The organism is Microcoleus sp. BR0-C5 (assembly GCF_036705045.1).
Lineage (GTDB): Bacteria > Cyanobacteriota > Cyanobacteriia > Cyanobacteriales > Microcoleaceae > Microcoleus.
The window spans coordinates 1-19,462 of the sequence record NZ_JAUBTR010000034.1; the positions used below are offsets into that span (position 1 = coordinate 1).

The window sequence follows — 19,462 nt, forward strand, 5'->3', positions numbered from 1 at the left end:
GAAGGAAGAAGGAAGAAGGAAGAAGGAAGAAGGAAGAAGGAAGAAGGAAGAAGGAAGAAGGAAGAAGGAAGAAGGAAGAAATTCTCGTTTCCAGGTTATACCTGGAAGCGCATTTATAGAGTCTCTGCATCGTCATTTTTAATAGGAGGCAGAGCAAGAGTGAAATTCATTCCTTGGCAGAGCCAAGGAACGAGATAATGAGAGCAGAAACGAGAGATTATTAAGAGTAGGCAGAGCAAGAGTGAAATTCATTCCTTGGCTTTGCCAAGGAACGAGAGAAACGGGAAAATAACCAATTGTCAATTTTCCTTAGCCTAAAATCGCATCGCCGGATAAACGTTGATAAAGCAGCGCACCCGTCCAAAATGTCGGCGCAAAGCCTGGATAGCCGGAGGAGGCGTTGCAGAAATAGAAATTGTTGAGGGATGTTTCATGATTTAGTCGATCGACCCCCATGTTTTTCGGCGTCAGGGTAGAACCGTAGGAATTACCGTTAGGACACCAACAGAAGCGCTCGTTAGTCGTCGGACTTCCGGTAACATGAAAGACCATGTGTTTGCGGAAATTCGGAACATAGTGTTTTTCAACAACATCTAAAATCGAGTCCAGAATCTCTTGTTTCTTCTGTCTGTAAGCTTTGCGATCCCTATCCCAAAGCTGTTTAAAATAGCTGTAATTAGCAACCGTCAGAAATTCGACAATTTGACAATCTTCTGGACAATCTCGCCACGCTTCCGTCAGTAAAGTTGGCGTTGTAATTGCAAAGCTCGGACGAGAAAAATCATTTTGCTCATACATTTGAGCAAAAGCTTCATTTAAATCCAAGTGTTCCGAATGAAACGTATTCCATTTGCCAAATCCATAGTCTCGGAGATCGATGTCTTTGACAACGCAGTACACCATGTAGTTAGATGCAGAATACTCATAGTTAAGTTTCCGCTTTACTTTTTTAGAGAACAGTTCCTCTCCAATCATTTTGGCCGCTCTTTTCGGGTCAAGGTTGCAAATCACCGTGTCGCCCGTGAATTCATGGGTTTGATGGGTCGTCAAATCCATCGCTTCAACTCCCGTTACTGTTTTGTTTGTCACCCTAAAATTCGTGACTTCATGGTTTAATAGAACTTTCCCCCCGTTGGATTCAATGACTTTAACTAAAGAATTGATGACATCTTCAAAATGCTGTGTCGGGTAAAATGCACCTTCTTGATAGCCTCTAAACAAGGCAATCCAAGCATAGAAAGAAAGCTGATTTGGAGGCAGCAAAAAGTCCGGCCATTGCAGGGCTAATAAGGTTTGGGCAGCTTGCGGGAGTTGGAACTTGTCGAAAACGTCCTGAAGTGTACTGTTGAGATGTTGGACGGCACAGAATACGTCACCGAAATTTTTGAGCAATTCAATTGGTTTGACGGGAGGAGCGAGTTTTCTGAGTCCTTCGCCTGTTTTCTCGACTTCGTTGACGAATTGGCGGATTCTCTCGCCCGCTTCGGGAAACAGCGCCGACAATCGCCGGATCAGTTCCTCTGGTTCCGAGGGAATATCGAGCGCATACCCAGGCATTCTCATGTGGTCGTAGCCATTCGGATCGTACCGTTCAAAGGTGACATCTCGATCGAGACCGAGTTTTTTGAGAACTCGATTGACTGTATGTCCTTCGCCGCAGTCCCAAACGTAGTGGAATTGGGCATTAAAGGTGTATTTTTTGGCCATCGTAAACGTGTGGCCAAAGCCTCCGGGATGTTCGTGAGCTTCGAGGATGTGTACGGTTTTGCCGGAGTTTGCCATCAAAGCTCCGAAAACCAGTGCTGATAAACCACTGCCGACGATGAGGTAATCTGTTTTCATGGTAAATTTCCTCGATCGATTGAATCGGGCGATCGTTGTCTATTTAAACTAACTCTCAATTCTGAGAAAATTGTGAAGTCCAGCAACTGTTTTGCGAGGCGCGCTGGCTAAACTATTGTATTAAAGCCGGATTGCGGTTGCTGTTAAGATTAATTAAGCTGCTGTGGATGGAACTTATAGCTTCGGAGGCGGACTGGAAAGCCCGCCCCACAAAGGAATCAACCGGGTTTCTACCTTGGTGCGTAAGTCTTTAGGTATACACTGACTTACCTAATTATGACTATGTTAATTAGATGCGCGATCGCTTATTTGTGCGGCACAATCACATCAAAAAAAGCATCCTCCAAATCATAACCAAACATCTGCGACATCGCCATCAACTTCGATTTACTGGGGATTCCCTGCTGATTAAACCAATCAGTCAACACAAAAATTTTGTTCATCAAAAACATTTCCAAAGCTTCAGGATTGTACTGAATACCTTGGGTTCGGTGAAACTGGTGCGGCACCAACATCGCGGCATAGCGCGCCAATTCTCCCGCTTTCCAATCCAGCAAAAATGGCAGCCAAGGGTAACAAGCATCCAAGCGAATAAACCACAGCCGCACTTCGGGAATTTCCGAAATTTCTCGCGGATCTAACTCTTCGCGCGGATACTCAATTTCAAATTGTAGCTGTTGTTCGTTTTGGGCGATCGCTCCTTCTGCCAGCCACTTTTCAATCACACTTCGCACCGGAGACAAATCTAAACTGTTTATGCGATCGGCATCTATCGATATCATAATACTCATAAAAAGTCAACCCTATAGCAGTTGGGCAGGGGCGGGTTTATGAGACTATCGATCTCAACCAAATATTGTTGGAAAAACCCGCCCCTACAGGTTATTGAGAATGGTGTCACATCTCATATCTATCCTACCTATAATATCACTACCAATGCCCAATTATTCAATATTATCAATTAGCAATTCCCGATGCCCAATTCCCGATGCCCAATTCCCAATTACCCATTTTTCCCAAACTTGCTATCTTGCAAAGAATTACCAATCCCCTGGATAATTCCCCGCCCTATCAAACCAATTCCCCGCCCTATAACCTGAGTCAAAACGTAAACAACGCCAGCGCCTAACAGCGAAATAACCGCGCGAACTCTAGGTGCGATCGCATCCCTGGTTTCCAGCAGCAAAGTCAAGGCTAACTGCCACCCAGACAACTGTGCTAACTCCTGATTTCTCGGAGCATAAATAGAAATTCTCTTAATTCCAGAATCGCCCAAAACAAACAGCCAAAACCTGCTTTCAAAAATAGCTTTCGGTTCCACAAAATATCTATCCCAGCTATATCTCCACGACAACTCATTCCGAAACCGCTCAATTTCTCGCGTCGAAATCAACTTACCATCGTAAAAAATTTGCTTAATTTCTTCAATATTTGCCAAATTATTTAGTAGAGGCTGTACCACTCCGCTAGCAACTTGTATTGCCAAATTTTCCAACAAAGCTTCAGCTCGCTGCATTGCTTCCGGGCTGCCAGAAACACAAGAAACATTGTCAACTGTTAGAGGAGTTTCAAATAACAAATGTGCAAAAAAATCAACTGTCATCGGTATTTTGTCAAGGATTTGTCCTGCAACTACATCAGCATCTGCCAGCAGCATCGGCACAACTTCTACGCCGCTGCCTGCCAAGAGATAAGTAGCGCTTTCCCCTTGACTTTCTGCCAGTTTCAAGCTTGTTTGACTGCCATCAAAAACCCGAGTTTCTCCCGTTGGCAGTGTATAGTATCTCCCAAAAAAATCTATGATTGTCGCCTCCCACAAATCCCGTAAAATAGCAGGCATTTTTTGCGACAATTGAGTTTGCTGCACTTGCGAAAAGCGCAATTCCTCCAGCAAATCCTTTAACTTCCGCAGGATGGAACTCATCAATTCACGCTTTTTGGGCGATCGCAAAATATCGATTTCCAAAGGCAAGCCAGTCAAATTCACCAAATCAAACTGCAATTTAGCCGCCACCGAATCAAACAAGCTACCTTGCCAATTAGTTGCAACCACCAAAGATTCAGTGGAAACTTGGAAATTCGCTAATTGCGATGGAGAATTATTTAACAAATTCTCGCCTCTAATTTCTGCTTTCTCCCCTCTGCCTTCTCCCCTCTGCTTTCTGCCTTCTGCTTTCTCCCCTGTTCCTTCTTCCTTCTTCCTTCTTCCTTCTTCCTTCTTCCTTCTTCCTTCTTCCTTCTCCCCTTTTCCTTCAAATAATAACTGACTGACAATCCAGCGAGCAGCCAGCAATTCTCTGCGGCGTCCGCTGAGTACAACCCCATCTAAAATAGATGGCAAATCTGTGGGTTCTGCGGATCTGATATCTTGTAAATCAGCTTGAACAACCGCCAAAGTTGCATCTATTTCCCGTAGTCCAGAAAGACAAAAATAAGCCAGCATTTTTTTGTGTACTGGTGTATCAACAGTCGAATTATCTGCATTTTTATCTGCATTTTTATCTGCAATTGCTGCGGAGTTTTCTCCTGTTTGAACCACCGCTGCATTATTTAGTTCTATTTCCCCGTTAGTTGCTGTATCTGTCGGGCAATAAGTGCCACCAGATGCCACCGCGCGAATAGCTTCGATTGTCAGGGAAATATCTCTACCTTTAGGACAATAGCCATTCGCGCCCGCCGCCTGTACCTCCGCCAACAGATCCGGTGTCAGCGGCCCGCCTAGCAGCAACAGAGGCAGATTGGGGTACAAAGTTTTGAGTTCGCGACAAAATGCCAGCGCCTCTATTTGACCCGATCGCAAATTTAGGGTTTCAACAGCCAAAATTACCAAATCTGCGGGCTTCTTGGCTGCTCCAGAGTCGAGCGAGCGAGCTTCTAGAACTCGCAAACCCTCAGTTGCCGTTGAAACCTCTGCAACAACTTGCAAGTCTGGATACTGCTCGCAAGCGACTCGCAGCCCCAGCCGGAAAATGGGGTCGCCCTCGATCGTCAGCACTTGGAAATTACTCACTTGATTTTAGATTTGAGATTTTAGAGACCGATCGCGCGAAAACCCAATTACTCGGGGATCAAATTAGCATCAGGAGGCCCAGCCGATTCAGGAATCGAGGGCGGCGCGGGTTCTGGAGCCGGAGCCGGAGGAGGAGGTTCTGGAGCCGGAGCCGGGGCCTCTTCTCTAGCGGGCGGATAGTAAGGTTCCGGCTCTCTAGCGGGCGGATTGTAAGGTTCCGGTTCCGGCTCCCTCGCGGGCGGATAGTAAGGTTCCGGCTCGGGAGCAGGCGGATTGTAAGGTTCGGGAGCCGGGGCCTCTTCTCTCGCAGGCGGATAGTAAGGCTCTGGCTCTGGCGCGTACTCCTCCTGGCGAGGAGCTGGCGCGTACTCCTCCTGGCGAGGAGCTGGCGCGTACTCCTCCTGGCGAGGAGCTGGCGCGTACTCCTCTGCTGGAGCCGGCGCGTACTCGCGAGCGGGTTCCGGCGGCGGCGCACTGTTGGCTCTGAGTTCAGCACTCCAGCGCCCGATCGCCCCTGCTGCCTCTGAATACAGCGCCCTACCGTAACCGATTTGGGAAGCCGTATCGATCGCCGCTCCTAGACTGCCTTGAGATGCCAATTCCGCAGCGCGATCGAGAATCGGTCGGTCTTGAGCCACTTGCAGTTCGCTCACCCACTGATAGACATTATCCTGAGCTTTCGCGTACAAAGTCCTACCGCTCTTAATTTGCGAAGCTTTTTCAATAGCCGCACTAAGTTTTCCTTGCTTCGCCAGGGCGATCGCTTCATCCAAAAAAGGCTGATCTTGAATAACTTCTATGCGTTTCGTCCACTGAGCCAGCAGAGTTTGCGCTTCTATCCTGCGGGGGCGGTTTTGAGCGATCAGGAGTAGCTGAGCCATACCGCCCTTGAGTCCTTCCACCGTCTGCGGTTCTGCCAACTGCTTCGCCAGAGTCAGAAAAGATTGGTCTTCTATCCGCTCAATTTCCCGGCGCCAAGAAGCCACTAAAGTTTGAGCGTGAATCCGCCGCGGCTGCTTAAGTCCGATAGTTTGCGCTTGCTCGATCGCGAGTCCAAACGTCCCTATCTGACCGAAACTAGCGATCGTGCTCGCCACTTGCAGCCGCAGCAAATCTTGAAACTGCACCTGCAAATTTTCAATTTGAACTTGAGCTTGCTTGTACAGAGGGCGACCCGGAGCTATTTGGCTAGCAGCCCCCTGCCCTTCAAGCAAGCTAAAAATGTGTTGTGGCAGCGGAGTTGATATCGACTGGTTCCAAGTCACTGCCTGAGCTCTACCCAACTGCATCAAATCTTGAGCTTCCGCAAATAGTAGCGAATCCTGTGGCACAACTGAAGCAGCCTCGATCGCCCCCGGCAGGTCTTTCGCCCCCAACCGCTTAGTAGCCATTGCCAGCAAAGTCCGGCTCCAGCCCTCAATTTCCTTCTCAGCTTTAGCGCGGGCAAAAAGCTGCGAGTCTATTTTGCGAGCCAGGACGATCGCCTCAGCGAACTTTTGCGGAGTTCCGTCCTTCGCCAAATCTCTAGCCTCTTGCAAGCGTTGCCAGCCGTTTCTTTCCAAAGAAATCTGCTGGATCAGCTCGTTGTACCGCTTCTGACTCCAGAAAACATTTTCCAGCTTGAACAAAGCTTGAGCATAATCCCAAGCCTTCCTTAAATCCTCACTTTTCAAAGCTTCTAGGGCTGTATCGTAGAGTTTTTGGCCCTCCTGCCAATTTTTTTCCCAAGCAGTCACAGCCTCCTGTACCTCTGGGTAAGACGGACTGGTTTTCGGAATTTTCGCCACAATCTCCAGAGCGCCTTTCAAATCGCCCAGTTCAATTTTTGCCCTGGCAAATCCCAGAATGGCTTTCGACCATTCCCCTATCAAATGTTGACCTTGCGAGTATAGCGGATGTTCTTTCGGCCAAGCCTGCACCAATGCCATTGCCGATTCTAGCTGTTCTAGCTTGCCCGACTTAGCAGCTTGTTGAGCGCAGTAAAGTCGCTCTCCGTCCGCCGCCAGCGGCGACAGTTGCTGGCAATTCGGCGGTGGCGGCATCGTCAGCAACCACAGAAATGCAGCGGCACCGGTTACTCCAAATCCCACCAGGAGACTCAGCCAGATAAGCTGCCACTGCCAAAAAGTTCTTTTTCCCTCGGTCGGCCCGGCCGTTACGAAGGAACTCGCATCGCCTGTCGCCTCTGCACTGAACTGTGCCGTCGGTTTAGGGGATGGGTTGTATTGGGGTGGTGTGTGGAATTGGTCAGATTGTCGTCTCGCCATTACTTCAGCCTGTCCTGTAATGCGCACTCTTCACGTGACACTCCCACATCAAATCATAGATTGTGATGTCGGCTTCTAACTCCTGTTAAGGAGATCGAGAACTTCCTTCAAGGTACTGGCCATCTTTCCCTCTACGGCGTTTTATAGTGAGGTTTGTGTCTGGCCCCACTGGTTGCTTCCGAGTATTTTAGGCTCTTGAGGCACGTAAATCATACCAGTTATCAAACAGTTATTGACAGATTCCGGGGCCGTTTAGCAGAAAAAACAGTATAAAGCCCCCGTCAGTCCATCAATTTTAGATTTTAGATTTTAGATTTTAGATTTTAGATTTGACTCCGCAGATGAATTGGGGTAAGGATTAACTACCAGCCGGGAAGTCCCGGGCGTATATTTAGAGGGGATTAATCAGAGCGCTGGGCCCCGTACCCCGTTGGGAATTACGCCCGCGTGATGAAAGGCGCGTCGGGTTTCGGTACGGAAACCGACAATTATTCTTTTATACCCCAAGATGATCGGGAAATACTCTGATACTATATTAGCAAGTGGGGGTGGAACTACCTCACTATAAAAAGCATGAGAAAAAAAAGGAAAAAGAAGCCTGCGGTCTAACTGTACTCAGTTGACCGTCAGGTTTGTTCACACTAAGGTCTTATATTAAATCCGGGTCAGAAATTTCCTTATCAGACTCAGCATTTGAAACCGCAACTACACAAACTTTCGTCTCCTCCGAGCAGATTAAAAAATCAAGGGGGCACTACAGCCGGATTTGGTTTACACTTTTACGAGTAGCCGGTAGAACTGATTTTTTGGGTTTAGTCGTAAATTTTATTCCCGATCGCCAAACTTGCCGATCGAGTTTCATTTTTATGTTTTCATTTTTTTTCTACTGTGCCGAATTCCGGCGCGCTACGGCAAAAAAACCGATCGAACCCAGCAAAATACTTAAATCATTTATACCACCGATCGGCCCAGCACAAAGCTCGGTTTTGCTTCCAAAAGCCGCTGCTTTATCCGTTACGAAGCCTTTGGCGTATCGCTGACACTCGATGCTTGCGTGGCGGACTCGGCCGATCGATATCCGTAGAAATCTATCCGGTAGTCTACAATTTTGACACCCGTTTGCTCTTGGATTAGCTCGATTAAGTCGATCGGCAATTCCACATGAACGTCTAGAATCTGAGCCGTATCAAGACAATTGACGTGAGAGTGAGAGTCGCTGACATTGCCGTACAAGCGTCCCTCCGAGCGTTCTATGCACTCAATAATCCCTGCTCTCGACAAAGCTTCTAGATTTTGATACACAGAAGTATGCCCGATCGAATGCGCTTGTTTGTTGAGGCGATCGTAAATTTCGCGAGCCGAGAGGTGTTCTTTTGCCTCCCACAAAAGTTCTAGAATAAATCGACGCTGGCGGCTCAAGCGCATTCCCATCGCCTGACAGCGGTTTAAAGCATCTTCTAATGAACGAATTGGTTTCACAGCTACCGCCTTCTAAAGCCTGCTCGATTTTTAATTCTGGTACAATATTGCACGCCTACATATCCACTAATTCTAACGCAGGCTTGCCCAACAGTAGAAGGTAGAGGGCAAAAATATCGAGTGAGTGAATTTTTTTGAGTTGCTGCTCAACTCCGGCTGCCAGCACCCCCAGACAATTATCCGCCTCACAAATATTGCTTTGATTCTATCTTCTACTGCAACACCTCCTAGTTTGAGGATTTGATGGCGTTAACCAGTAACTTGGCGATTTCCGAGAGTTGCTTTTTGTTGAAAGTTTTGAGCAAAAGCTTGACTACCGCCTTCGGTTCGGCGGGAAGTGCGACTTGCTTCGAGGCTGCTGCTGGGGCTGCTGAAACGGCTGGGGGGCTGGGCTCTGCAGGTTTTGGGCTTGCTGCCAAAAGTAGCAAATTTTTACTCGGAACGATCGCCTTGACTTTCCCCACTTGTACTAAATCGCCAGCTTCCTTGAGTTCTTTGATAATCAGCGGAGCTAAGACTTTATAAGAGTTTTTGGGATTAATGATCGCTGCTCTAGCTGTTTTTACTAAATTTTGCCAAGTCTCAATTTTACCTCCCAACTTATAGAGGCGAACGCACACAGCCGTCAACTCAGAGCGACTAGCAGCCGATTCTTTCTGCTTGAACACCTGCAACATTTCTTTGAGTAAAGTCATCACTTCAACAGCAAAATTCGCCGGCACAGCACCCGCTGTTGGAGCGGCGGGGGCACCAGACCCAGCAGCAAGCACCTGCACTTTGCCCGACGCCAATTTATCGAGGTGAGTTTCCAGTTGAGCAAAAACAGGCATCACCTGCTGCACGAGTTTTTCTCCCTCCTCATTCCTCAAGCCGAAAGGCCCCTCCAGTCGCCCAATCAAGTCCTTAAGCGTATCAACTCCCTTTAAAAATAGGGATTCTGCCGTTTGGTCAACCTGCTTGACGGGCCCGTCCTTGAGCACCTTAAAACAATCTTCCAAGCGGTGAGCGGTTGTTTTAATACTATCTAAGCCGAGCATAGCCGCCCCTCCTTTCACGGAATGGGCGGCTCGAAACATCTCTTGGACGCTTTCGGGGTCTTTCATCGTGGACTTTAAATCCACTAAACCATTTTCTAGAGTATCGAGGTGCTCCTTAGCCTCCTCTATAAACAAACGCATAATTCGGTCTTGCTGATCTGACACGACAGTCCTCCTAACAATCTGTGCACCCTCCAGAAAGCACCCTCTTCGCGGGAGAAAACGCGACTCCTACCTCGAGTCGGAAGCTCCCATGCAAAACATTCTAGCCTGCCTCAGCTAGCAGACTCAAAATACGGGTGTCAGGGCAATCTTAGCTCTAAAACTGGTGCGGTGGAGATTGAGCCTAGAGTTCTGAGGGAGTATCTGGAGCAATTTCAATGCCCATTCCTTGTTTCATCATCTGCTGATTCGTAATCAAGTCGTTTAACTCCTTGACTTCGACGCCGATGTCTTGGCAAGCCTTTTTTAGTTCCCGCTCGAAGGTGTTGAGGTCGCCTCCGTAGCCGCAAAGCTTCGCGGCTGTGGCGATTCCTTGTTGGGCGTTAGCTTTGGCGCAGTCGATCAATTCAATGCCTTTGAGGGGTTGGGAGGATGCCATAATTTCAAGCCACAATTTATCTTTTATCCCACTGTACCTAGAACGTTGAGGTCGATCGATCTATCGAAAGGCATGAAAAATTATGCCTGTGCTGCGCGTTACCAATTCATTATCTTTGGGGATTTCCTGAAAAGATAGCAGTTAAGATTTTCTAAACCCTTACTGTGCCTAACTTAGGCTAGATTACTGTGAGAAATGTTTCCAAATCTCAAATGCACTGGGTCTGGAGCGTCCGGCACCGCCTGTTTGTGTCTGTTCTGTTTGCTATAGCAGTCGCTGTTTTCCTGCCGCCTCACTATTTCCTCCTGACTCGGACGCTGTGCATTTGGAACGCGGGCGCGGTCAGTTTCCTGATTTTAACTTGGATGCTGATGCTGCAAGGCACTCCCGAAATGATGCGCCACCACGCTCAGCAGTTGGACGCTGGTCGCTTAACAATCTTAAGTACGATTACGGCAGCCGCTTTTGCCAGCTTTTTAGCCATTTTCTTCCTGCTGCGCGATACCAAAGGCCTGTCCCCGGATTTGCTATTTCTGCACTTGGGGCTTTCTGTGCTGACAATTGTTGGCTCTTGGATGCAGGTACACACTATCTTCACCATGCACTATGCCCGCAGCTACTACAAAAACCGCAGCAAGCAGCACGGCAGCTACTTGCAGGCGGGGGGTTTGGATTTTCCGGGCTACGAGGAACCAGATTACAAAGATTTTTTATATTTCTCCTTTGGTATTGGCATGACTTGCCAAGTTGCAGACGTGCAGATAACTTCTCGTTCCACGAGGTATCTCGTGCTTTTTCACAGCGTGCTGTCGTTCTTTTTTAACACCGCTATTCTGGCTATGAGTGTCAATATTATTGCTGGATTGAATGGATAGGATTTAGTAGCAGTGGTATGATTTCGAGTATGATGCGGAAACTTTGATTCTAATAATAGTTAGGTGTAATTGCTAAATTGAAGTAGTCCAACCATCGGGAAGCTCACTTACATCTTCTAGTAGGAAGTTAGCGTACACGAATATTCGGACATCATCGTAGAGATCGCTAAGAACACGTTTCCGGGAACCGGATTTGTCCCACGGTTGAAGATCGGAGTCTAGCTCACAGAAACCAACCCAGGGATGCCCCTCTTGCTGTAATTCTTCAGATTTAACTATCACAGCCGCCAAAACAGCTAAATCATACGGTTTAAGGAAGAGATCATCCATTGCACCAATAGATACTTGGCGCTCCAGCATAGGCTCTGAAAGCTGAAAGACGTTTAGACTAGGATGGTTCGCTAATTCATCCAATCGTTCTGAAACTTTCACTTTCGTCAGTTCATTTGCGACTAATCCATCAAATTTAGCAAATACCCGATATGCTGCATCTGCATCCTCAGCGGTCACTCGACCTAGATCTTTTGCCCATCTAACAAATTTGCGGAAATCATTAGAGTGAGAGCCTGGAGCAAACCTGCGAGGTACAGTTTCGCGTGCTTCTGTAAGGCATATTGCAGGCACATATAACTTAAACTCACCAGCTTGAGCACGTTCGAGCAACTGCATAGCCTGTGGACTTTGCAAGTATGCTGGAGCAATAACATCCACTACCCAATTTGTTTCAACTAAAACTGCCTTGGGCTTCATTTTGCAACCTTACTCCATCTAGGGCCAGCAGCCCTTACTTCGCCAATTCGGAGAAGGCTAATTATTGATTCGCCAAGTAGGTTTCTTAAGTCATTGGGCAAGTTCTCGATACTGGCAGTCAGCTTTAGTTTCTCAAGCCATCGCTGAACTCGCGATTCAAACTCAATAGCAGGGTCTCCTTTCCATTGCTCATCTGCCAGTGGTAGCAAAGAATCGGGAAGATTCGCTTCACCAACTATATGAATTGACTCACCATTATATTTCTCTAAGGAGTCGCGAAGGAGAATCACACGATCGCCAGCTACGACAAGTCCAACTGAACAACCAATAGATGCCATAGTGTGTTTAAGCTGTGCAATAGCGTTTTTAACACTGATGTTTTTGAGCTTTACCTCAACGATTATCAGATATTCTCCGTCTTGGCTTGTCACAATAATATCTGGTTGGGATGTTTTCATCATGGCATTAGATCGTAGCGAATTTATTTGCTATGTAGTAAATTTCTTTTATAGACAAGCGATCGCACATTTGTCTATCGCAGCTCACCCATTAATATCACCTAGCATCCCTAATATAGCGAATTGTCAATTGTCCGTGACTCGAATTCGCATTCCTCGAATGCAGGGACGACAAGGACACTGACCGGGGGTTTGGGTAATGCGAGTTAACCAGCCAGTCGTTGAGTTCATCAGGGGTTGCCTGCAAGTTGCTTTGTTCGTCTCCATCTTACCGAGTAATCATCTCGAAAGCAGGTTTTTGCGTAATTCCTCATTTTGCTTGCCAAGTCGAAGTCATTACGAGTATGATTTAATAAGAAGCAAAACAGACCAACGCCATGAGGATCGAAGAAATACCCCTCAACCAGATTCGCCGCCCCCTGCCGCGAGTCAACGACCAAACCAAAGTAGCCGCCCTCATGGAATCCATCCGCGAGGTAGGTTTAAACGAACCCATCGACGTGCTAGAAGTAGATGGTCAGTATTACGGATTTTCCGGTTGCCACCGGTACGAAGCTTGCCAGCGTCTCGGTTTAGAAACTATCCGCTGTAAAATACGCCGAGCTCCCCGTGCGGTGTTGCAGATGCACCTAGCCTGAGCCTCTCAACAGAAATTCACGACAGGCAAATATTTGATCGACAATCACTAATAACAAGCTAAAAACCTATGACTACCAACAACCACAAACAACATCTTTACCCGACCCGCATCGATATGTCAGCCGCCACCCGCTCTCAAGTAGTCGGGCTGCTCAACGCCACGCTGGCAACGACTCTGGACTTAAAAACTCAAGTCAAACAAGCTCACTGGAACGTTAAAGGCATGGACTTCTACCAGTTGCACTTGCTGTTTGACGAAATGGCAACAGAACTCGAAGAATACATCGATTTGGTTGCCGAACGGGTCACAGCTTTGGGCGGTTTGGCTGTAGGAACAGCCCGCACAGCAGCCGCAGATTCGATCCTGCCAGAATTTCCTTTCGACATTTTAGACGGCAAAGAATACGTGACGGCTTTAGCCGATCGCTACGCACCCTACGCCCAACACCTGCGAGTCGCCATAGACAAAGCAGACGAACTCGGCGATGCCGATACAGCGGATCTGTACACCGAAATTTCGCGGACAATTGACAAGCGTTTGTGGTTCCTAGAAGCACATTTGCAAGGTTCTGCGACAACTGCAACAGCCGTCGCTGAGAAAGTTGCAGTCAAATAGGCACAACTCTTGTGGGGTGGGCATCTTGCCCGCCACAGGCAAGATGCCTGTGCCACAAAAATAATTGTGGGGTGGGCATCTTGCCCGCCACAGGCAAGATGCCTGTGCCACAAAAATAATTGTGGGGTGGGCATCTTGCCCGCCACAGGCAAGATGCCTGTGCCACAAAAATAATTGTGGGGTGGGTTCCCAAAATGCCCGCCCCACAGATGTATTTCCTTAAGGCTCGTGACAGTTTACGATCGAGAATATGTCCATTTATTAATTTGGATGAGTTTTTCGTGACTGCCAATATTCCAGATTATGCTCTTCAACTGCAACGCCTGATGGAACAGGCGGGGGTTTCGAGCGATCGAGAACTCAGCAAAAAAGCAGGAGTTTCCGAGATCCAGCTAAGTCGCCTGCGTCGCGGTTTAGCCCTGCAAACCAGAGCCGACATCCTGCTCAAAATTAGTCAAGCTTTGCAAATTTCCTTAACCGAACTGCTCGCAACCTTGACGCCAAACTATGTAGAGTTAGAAAAGGCACCACCGACCGCCCTAGAACAAGAATATCAGCGCCTGCAAGCTTCGATCGAACAGCAGAGAGAATCTTTGATGCAGGAATTCCAGCTATCTAGCGTGCAAATTTTAGAATCTTGGATGTTGCAGTGGCCGACTGCTGCGAGCAAAGCTCAGGAAAATCACAACTTGCGGGCTCAGAAACTACTGCCCTTGCTGCGGCCAGTCGAGCAGTTATTAGAGCATTGGGGAGTGGAGTCGATCGCCCCAGTCGGAGCCGAAATTCCCTACAATCCCCAACAGCACCAGCTCATGGAAGGAACAGCCGAACCCGGAGAACCCGTCAAAGTCCGCTACACAGGCTACAGACAAGGCGAAAAACTGCTCTACCGCGCCAAAGTTAGCTCAGTTTGATTAATACCAGAAGGCATTCGGCAGAACAAAGATTGTCCCTCTCTCAAAATTCACTCCAGGCGAAGCGCTGCGACTGCGATCGGCCTTACGATCCGCGACGAGCACCATCTTTTGCCCTCAAAACTATTCTCCCGCTCTCAGGCTCTGGCGCTTTCCCCCTCTCTTATTTGGATCGGAGTCCATCTCGCAGCTATACTAGCGTAGTCTGGCTAGTAATTCTGATATTCCCACCGCAAAATATGAGTCCTGTAGTTAAAATTATTCAGCCCTCTGGCATTTTAGACGGCACCAAGGCAAGTCAATTCCGCCAAGAGATTAGCGACCTAGTGGAAGCGGGAGCCGATGTGGTATTGATAGACTTCACTGATGTGACATTTATGGATAGTTCTGGTTTGGGGGCTTTAGTCTTGGCACTCAAAACAGTCCGGGCCGCTGGGAGTCAATTGGTTGTCTGTTCTATCAACGAGCAAATCCGCATCTTATTTGAACTCACCAGTATGGATCGAGTTTTCGAGATATTTCAAACCCGCGATGCTTTTAATAGCAAAATTCTCTCAACTAACTAAATCTTTGGGCTGCTGCCTTCTTGCTATTTGGTCGCAGATGCAATGCAAGAAGTCAGCTAGCCAAAGTTTACCTTGAGTAAAGACCAATCATCATCAAAAACTGCTTTAGCGTTCAACTTTTGAATGTAGTTCAAAACCAGCTCTAACTGGTCGGCACTTGCACCGTTGTAAGCTGCTAGCAGGTCGATGAAAGGGTCAAGCCCCCAGATATTGCCGTCAGGTTGGTGGATCTCGTATACCCCGTCGCTAAAGATGTAGAGAGTGCTCAAGTCCTCGACATCGCAGCAATTATCGACATAGGGGGCGTCGGGGAACATCCCGACCGGCATTCCGGGGGTTTTTAATCGCTGGATTTTAGCGGTGCTCGCAGGGGACTGGGAAATTAACACGGCCGGTGGATGGCCGGCGCTGGCATAAACTAGCTGGCGAGAAATGCGGTTGTAAACGCCGTACCAGATGGTGAAATACTTGTCATTTTGGTAGCTCATCTGGAAGGTGGTGTTCAGGGCGCGCAACACGTCGCTGGGTTTGTAGTAGTCTATGTTGGGGAGCGTGCGCGATCGCAGCAAATTCAGCACGGCCACAGAAGGCAGGGCAGCCCGCAAACCGTGACCGGCTACGTCTAGCAAGTAAATCGCCAGATAATCGGCATCTAGCCAGTTGTAGTCGAAGCAATCTCCCCCCAACTGCCGGGAGGGAATGAATTTTGCCTCGATGCTGAAAGGTTCCGTCATCGGATCTGGCAGCAGCGATTGCACGTACTCGGCGGCCTCGGCTAACTCTGCTTCCAGACTTTGCTTGGCAATTTTCAAATCTCGGCTGAGTTGGTGCAGCCTCAATCCCGCGCGTACTCTTGCCTGTAACTCGTTGAGTTCGATCGGCTTGGAGATAAAATCGTCGGCACCGGCGTCGAGGCCTTTGACTCGATCGGCGATCGAACCCAAAGAAGTCAACAAAAAGAATTGTGTAGTTGACAGATCCGGATCTGCCTTGACTCGACGGCACACATCTATGCCGGTCAAGCGCGGCATGATCCAATCGCAAATTATCAGGGCCGGACGCAATTTTTGCGCCTGGGCTACACCGTCATAGCCATTGCTTGCTACTGTTACTTCGTAACCCTGTTTTTTCAGGGTTCTTCTCAGCAGTTCTTGAACAGCCGTATCATCGTCAATAACCAGAATTTGAAACATGGGCACTTAGGTACTACAAGTTTTTCAAGGTCTGGGGGTCATTTAAAATATATCCTGTCAGCGCCCTTGTCTGAGATTGAGTATAGTTGATTGACATCGCTTTCGAGGTAATTGCTTTTGAGGGCGGGTCGTTGAGTTCAATTTACGTTAAAATTTGATGGAAATTTGGCGCGATCGAACTTCACTCAGTTTATACTCAGAATATAAATTTTTATAGACTTTTATTTGCTACCGTCGCTGGTTGACATGAAAATGCTACTTATGGTATAGTGGCTAACCGATTAGTGGATTAGACATTGATCCACGGCCCACCAAAGCTAGTATCCTCAAACTACCATTCAATTTGGCCGCCGTTGTATTTTGTCTCAGGGTATTTTTTCTGGTTGTATTTTGCCCACGGGCCGATGAAGAACTTCTGTGGTGAGCGTGATTGAATTAAAGGGTTCCCAAAAGTTGCCGATGCTAAAAAAAGCGGATCTTCAAGTCAATACAGGTCTGAATGGATTAAGCTGGGTTTTGTCGTGGTTTGCACAATTGTACGACTCGCGAATTCCTACAAGTGTGTGGATAAGGTGTCAGTTGGCTTTGGCTGAGGGCTTTACGAATGCGGTGCGTCACGCCCACAAGGGGAAACCAGCGGATTTGCCTGTTGAGATTCAGGTGGCGGTGTTCGCTGAATCTTTAGAGATTAAAATTTGGGACTCGGGCGATCCGTTTGATTTAGAGAAAAAAATCAGAGATATTTCGGAAAAAGTCGATATTCACTCTCCGGGCGGGCGGGGGCTAAAATTGATCAAAGACATCGCAGACAGTATTAGTTACGAGAGAATGGCTGATGGCCGGAACTGTTTGTCGATCGTCAAAAATTATACTCCCTGTATCGACGATCGAAAATAAAACTAATATTTTTAGCGGGTAAGGGTTGAGGGTAGCCCCTCAACCCTTCCCTAAGAACCGTGCGTGGCTGTTAAGCTGCGTAGCAGTTTATTATATTTTGATTTGACTGCTTCCCTAGATACTAGCAATTCCCATAGCATCCGTATTTCCGGTTCTTCCGTACTTAGTCTACTAAAATATTATGGCACTGCCGTCCGAAGCCGATTAACTCGCAAATGAGGTAATCTCGGTGAGAGTTCCTATTGGCCTAGATTTTCTCAAACGGTTCACAGGCGGGGATGAGGCAGAAGTCTGAGTTTTTATTTGAGCAAATTACTTGGCTTTTAATCTGAGTAAGATTAACGAGAGAGCGGATTAGCTGGAGAACCAATGCGAAAGAGGATCGTAAAAACATTATCATTCAATAATAAAGGATTCCCCAAAACATCATCACCATAATCATATTGCTTATTTTGCCAATTCAGGGATAGGGTAGGACTGTTGTAGTTATTTTCCAGTTGCCAACTTACACTAGCACCGTAGAGAGAGCGAGTGGAGTTTTTATCGATGGGGGCAATATAACCAGACAGAGTGAGATTGCTTAGAGGACGGATGGTTAACTCAGCGAGTAAGCGATCGTCGTAGGAATTGGGTAGGATATCACCAACATAGTTGGTCAAACCCAGAGAAAAAATTCCCCAATTCAGGCGAGCGCTAAGGGCTACTTCACTAGCGGGTGAAAGACTAACTACATCACCAATTCTTGTTTCTCGATCGAGAGCATAATTGAAGCCAGTAGATAAGGTTAAATTTGCCCGCCTACTGAAGCGAAAGGTTTTGGCTACACTCCCCCAAAGTTGGCTGTAATAATCGCGATCGGGGTTGAGATAACCAATGGCACCGCCGCGAAAACTCCAATTGTTTAGCGTGTTTCTCGTGTAATCAGCACCGAGGTAGAGTTTGGGCTTTTCCGAAGCAATCACACCCGTATAGTATCGCAGGATATCTTCGCCTCCTGTCCAGTTTCCGGTAAAGCTGAGGTGAGGATAGTAACGGGTTTCTTCCCGATAGATACTTTCTCTCACAAAGTTGACATCTTGCTGTAAAAAGCTTAAATAAACTTGGGCATAAAAATTCTGCAAATTGGCCGTAGAATACTGATTTTGGTTGACCGCAGAGAATAACTGTACATTGGTATTTGCTCCACCTTCTGCACCAGCACCGACAAGGGTGACTTGTGGGCCTGTTGGGTCGTAAAAGGTTCGACCATCTTCAAGAGCGCGATCGATCACGGGAGAAAGACCGAGCCAAAGGCTGTTATAATTCGCTCTAGGAACTTGACTTAAGCTGGTGACATTAGGCGTTAAACTTTCGGCTCGTCCGAGTCCGGCGGAATATATCGTAAAACTACTGCTGGGTAAACGAGTATTATTAGCTGCTAAAAATAAGTTGCGGTTGATATTAGTATTAACCGGATTTTTACTGCCTTCTAGGTCAGGAATGACATCGGGTAAAAGTTGCGCCCCCGCTTGAATTGCCGTATTTAGCCAGCGATTTTCATCATCAACAAAGAGAGTAAATCCTCGAATCGTCCGTCCTAAAACGGCTTCTCGATCATTGGCTTTCACAACTTGACGAACTCGGGAAACAGTACCTGCAATCGTATAGTCAACTTCTTCTTTTCTCTCAACTTTTGTTTTTTGGGATTGGCTGTTTCCCGGATAAGCACCGGAATTGGGAAAATAAAAATCGACGCCAATCGGTTGACTGCTGGTTCCGCCTTGAAAGCCTGGAAGCTGCATAAAAGCCAAAGTTTCCGGTTTGAGAACATCCCCAACCTGAGATGTTTGAAAGACGCGGGTAGGTACAAAAAACTCTGGATCTATACTATTGCGATCGATAACTAAACCTGGGGTATAAGTACATTGTTGGTCACTGGGAGTATTGGGAAAAATACAAGCCGCCGTTAAACTCATTTGAATTTCTAACCCCGTCATGGTTTGGGGTGCGGTAGTTGTGGTTGTAATTGTTCGTTCTAGGGGAACAGTCCGCAGTTGCAAATAAGTGGCTTTTTGGTCTACTCTATAAATATTAGTTCGGCTTAAGCTTTCACTGACTCGACCGTTAAGTTTGAGAGTGCCATTAAAAAAAATATCGCTGTCTGTGGTGTCAGCAAAAGTCTTGAAACCACTAAACTCCCATTCAGTTAGATGGCTGATAGGAATGTCATTGAGAAGTAAATTGGTCGTGAATGGGCTAATTTTTTCGTCTGGAGCGATGCGAGGTGGAATAATGTAATCGGGGTCAGTAGATGGCGCAGAAGGTTGGGGCAATCCGTT

The 19,462-nt window shown here is 47.3% G+C and carries 18 protein-coding genes and 1 pseudogene; 7 read left to right on the forward strand and 12 right to left on the reverse strand.

From position 1 onward, the window contains the following. Positions 1–198 (forward strand): hypothetical protein (locus QUB08_RS17295; protein WP_333225865.1); only part of this gene is annotated, 198 nt, incomplete at its 5' end. 111 nt (positions 199–309) lie between these two features. Here the strand turns inward: QUB08_RS17295 and QUB08_RS17300 are convergent. The 7 genes from QUB08_RS17300 to QUB08_RS17330 all read right to left on the reverse strand — a co-directional run bounded on the left by QUB08_RS17300 (position 310) and on the right by QUB08_RS17330 (position 10,236). Beyond that, on the reverse strand, positions 310–1,842 hold the full coding sequence (locus QUB08_RS17300; protein ID WP_333225866.1) for an NAD(P)/FAD-dependent oxidoreductase: 1,533 nt from the start codon (positions 1,840–1,842) through the stop codon (positions 310–312). A 305-nt stretch (positions 1,843–2,147) separates the two neighbouring features. Continuing rightward, positions 2,148–2,633, reverse strand: a complete 486-nt coding sequence (locus QUB08_RS17305; RefSeq protein ID WP_333225867.1) for a CRR6 family NdhI maturation factor — start codon at positions 2,631–2,633, stop codon at positions 2,148–2,150. A 212-nt stretch (positions 2,634–2,845) separates the two neighbouring features. Next, the gene (locus QUB08_RS17310; RefSeq protein WP_333225868.1) at positions 2,846–4,852 is read right to left on the reverse strand and encodes a DUF3685 domain-containing protein; all 2,007 of its coding nucleotides are present in this window, start codon (positions 4,850–4,852) and stop codon (positions 2,846–2,848) included. Positions 4,853–4,899: 47 nt separating this feature from the next. Further along, positions 4,900–7,119 (reverse strand): DUF3824 domain-containing protein, encoded by a 2,220-nt coding sequence (locus QUB08_RS17315; protein ID WP_333225869.1) that lies wholly within the window; start codon positions 7,117–7,119, stop codon positions 4,900–4,902. A 1,014-nt stretch (positions 7,120–8,133) separates the two neighbouring features. Next, entirely contained in the window at positions 8,134–8,598 is a 465-nt protein-coding gene (locus QUB08_RS17320; protein WP_333155895.1) for a Fur family transcriptional regulator, read from the reverse strand. Between the two features lie 227 nt (positions 8,599–8,825). Further along, the gene (locus QUB08_RS17325) at positions 8,826–9,800 is read right to left on the reverse strand and encodes an Hpt domain-containing protein (RefSeq protein WP_333225870.1); all 975 of its coding nucleotides are present in this window, start codon (positions 9,798–9,800) and stop codon (positions 8,826–8,828) included. 181 nt (positions 9,801–9,981) lie between these two features. After that, positions 9,982–10,236 (reverse strand): hypothetical protein, encoded by a 255-nt coding sequence (locus QUB08_RS17330; protein WP_333082338.1) that lies wholly within the window; start codon positions 10,234–10,236, stop codon positions 9,982–9,984. 212 nt (positions 10,237–10,448) lie between these two features. Between QUB08_RS17330 and QUB08_RS17335 the strand changes: the two genes are divergently transcribed. Beyond that, positions 10,449–11,111, forward strand: coding sequence for a DUF1345 domain-containing protein (locus QUB08_RS17335; protein WP_333225871.1), 663 nt, complete (start codon positions 10,449–10,451; stop codon positions 11,109–11,111). 72 nt (positions 11,112–11,183) lie between these two features. Here the strand turns inward: QUB08_RS17335 and QUB08_RS17340 are convergent, their stop codons facing one another. From QUB08_RS17340 to QUB08_RS17350, 3 genes and pseudogenes are all read right to left on the reverse strand, one after another. Beyond that, complete coding sequence (locus tag QUB08_RS17340; RefSeq protein WP_333225872.1) at positions 11,184–11,861, reverse strand: hypothetical protein; 678 nt, start codon at positions 11,859–11,861, stop codon at positions 11,184–11,186. Next, entirely contained in the window at positions 11,858–12,322 is a 465-nt protein-coding gene (locus QUB08_RS17345) for a hypothetical protein (RefSeq protein WP_333225873.1), read from the reverse strand. Before QUB08_RS17345 ends, QUB08_RS17340 begins: the two co-directional genes overlap by 4 nt. A gap of 129 nt (positions 12,323–12,451) precedes the next feature. Continuing rightward, positions 12,452–12,550 (reverse strand): annotated as a pseudogene (locus tag QUB08_RS17350) (DUF433 domain-containing protein); the annotation flags it as partial. A gap of 146 nt (positions 12,551–12,696) precedes the next feature. On the opposite strand from QUB08_RS17350, the gene QUB08_RS17355 reads away from it, so the two are divergent. The 4 genes from QUB08_RS17355 to QUB08_RS17370 all read left to right on the forward strand — a co-directional run bounded on the left by QUB08_RS17355 (position 12,697) and on the right by QUB08_RS17370 (position 15,054). Next, a complete protein-coding gene (locus QUB08_RS17355; protein ID WP_333041516.1) occupies positions 12,697–12,957 on the forward strand; it encodes a sulfiredoxin in 261 nt (86 codons plus the stop codon). Between the two features lie 68 nt (positions 12,958–13,025). Continuing rightward, entirely contained in the window at positions 13,026–13,574 is a 549-nt protein-coding gene (gene dps, locus QUB08_RS17360) for a DNA starvation/stationary phase protection protein Dps (RefSeq protein ID WP_333225874.1), read from the forward strand. Between the two features lie 209 nt (positions 13,575–13,783). Then, entirely contained in the window at positions 13,784–14,488 is a 705-nt protein-coding gene (locus QUB08_RS17365) for a helix-turn-helix domain-containing protein (protein ID WP_333225924.1), read from the forward strand. 239 nt (positions 14,489–14,727) lie between these two features. Beyond that, positions 14,728–15,054, forward strand: coding sequence for an STAS domain-containing protein (locus QUB08_RS17370; protein WP_041623653.1), 327 nt, complete (start codon positions 14,728–14,730; stop codon positions 15,052–15,054). A gap of 56 nt (positions 15,055–15,110) precedes the next feature. Here QUB08_RS17370 and QUB08_RS17375 read toward each other — a convergent pair whose 3' ends face one another. Continuing rightward, a complete protein-coding gene (locus tag QUB08_RS17375; protein WP_333225875.1) occupies positions 15,111–16,247 on the reverse strand; it encodes a SpoIIE family protein phosphatase in 1,137 nt (378 codons plus the stop codon). Between the two features lie 417 nt (positions 16,248–16,664). Here QUB08_RS17375 and QUB08_RS17380 point away from each other — a divergent pair, with 417 nt between their 5' ends. Further along, positions 16,665–17,144, forward strand: a complete 480-nt coding sequence (locus QUB08_RS17380; RefSeq protein ID WP_333225876.1) for an anti-sigma regulatory factor — start codon at positions 16,665–16,667, stop codon at positions 17,142–17,144. A gap of 338 nt (positions 17,145–17,482) precedes the next feature. Here QUB08_RS17380 and QUB08_RS17385 read toward each other — a convergent pair. After that, positions 17,483–19,462, reverse strand: a 1,980-nt coding sequence (locus QUB08_RS17385) for a hypothetical protein (protein ID WP_333225877.1), incomplete at its 5' end; no start/stop codon positions are given.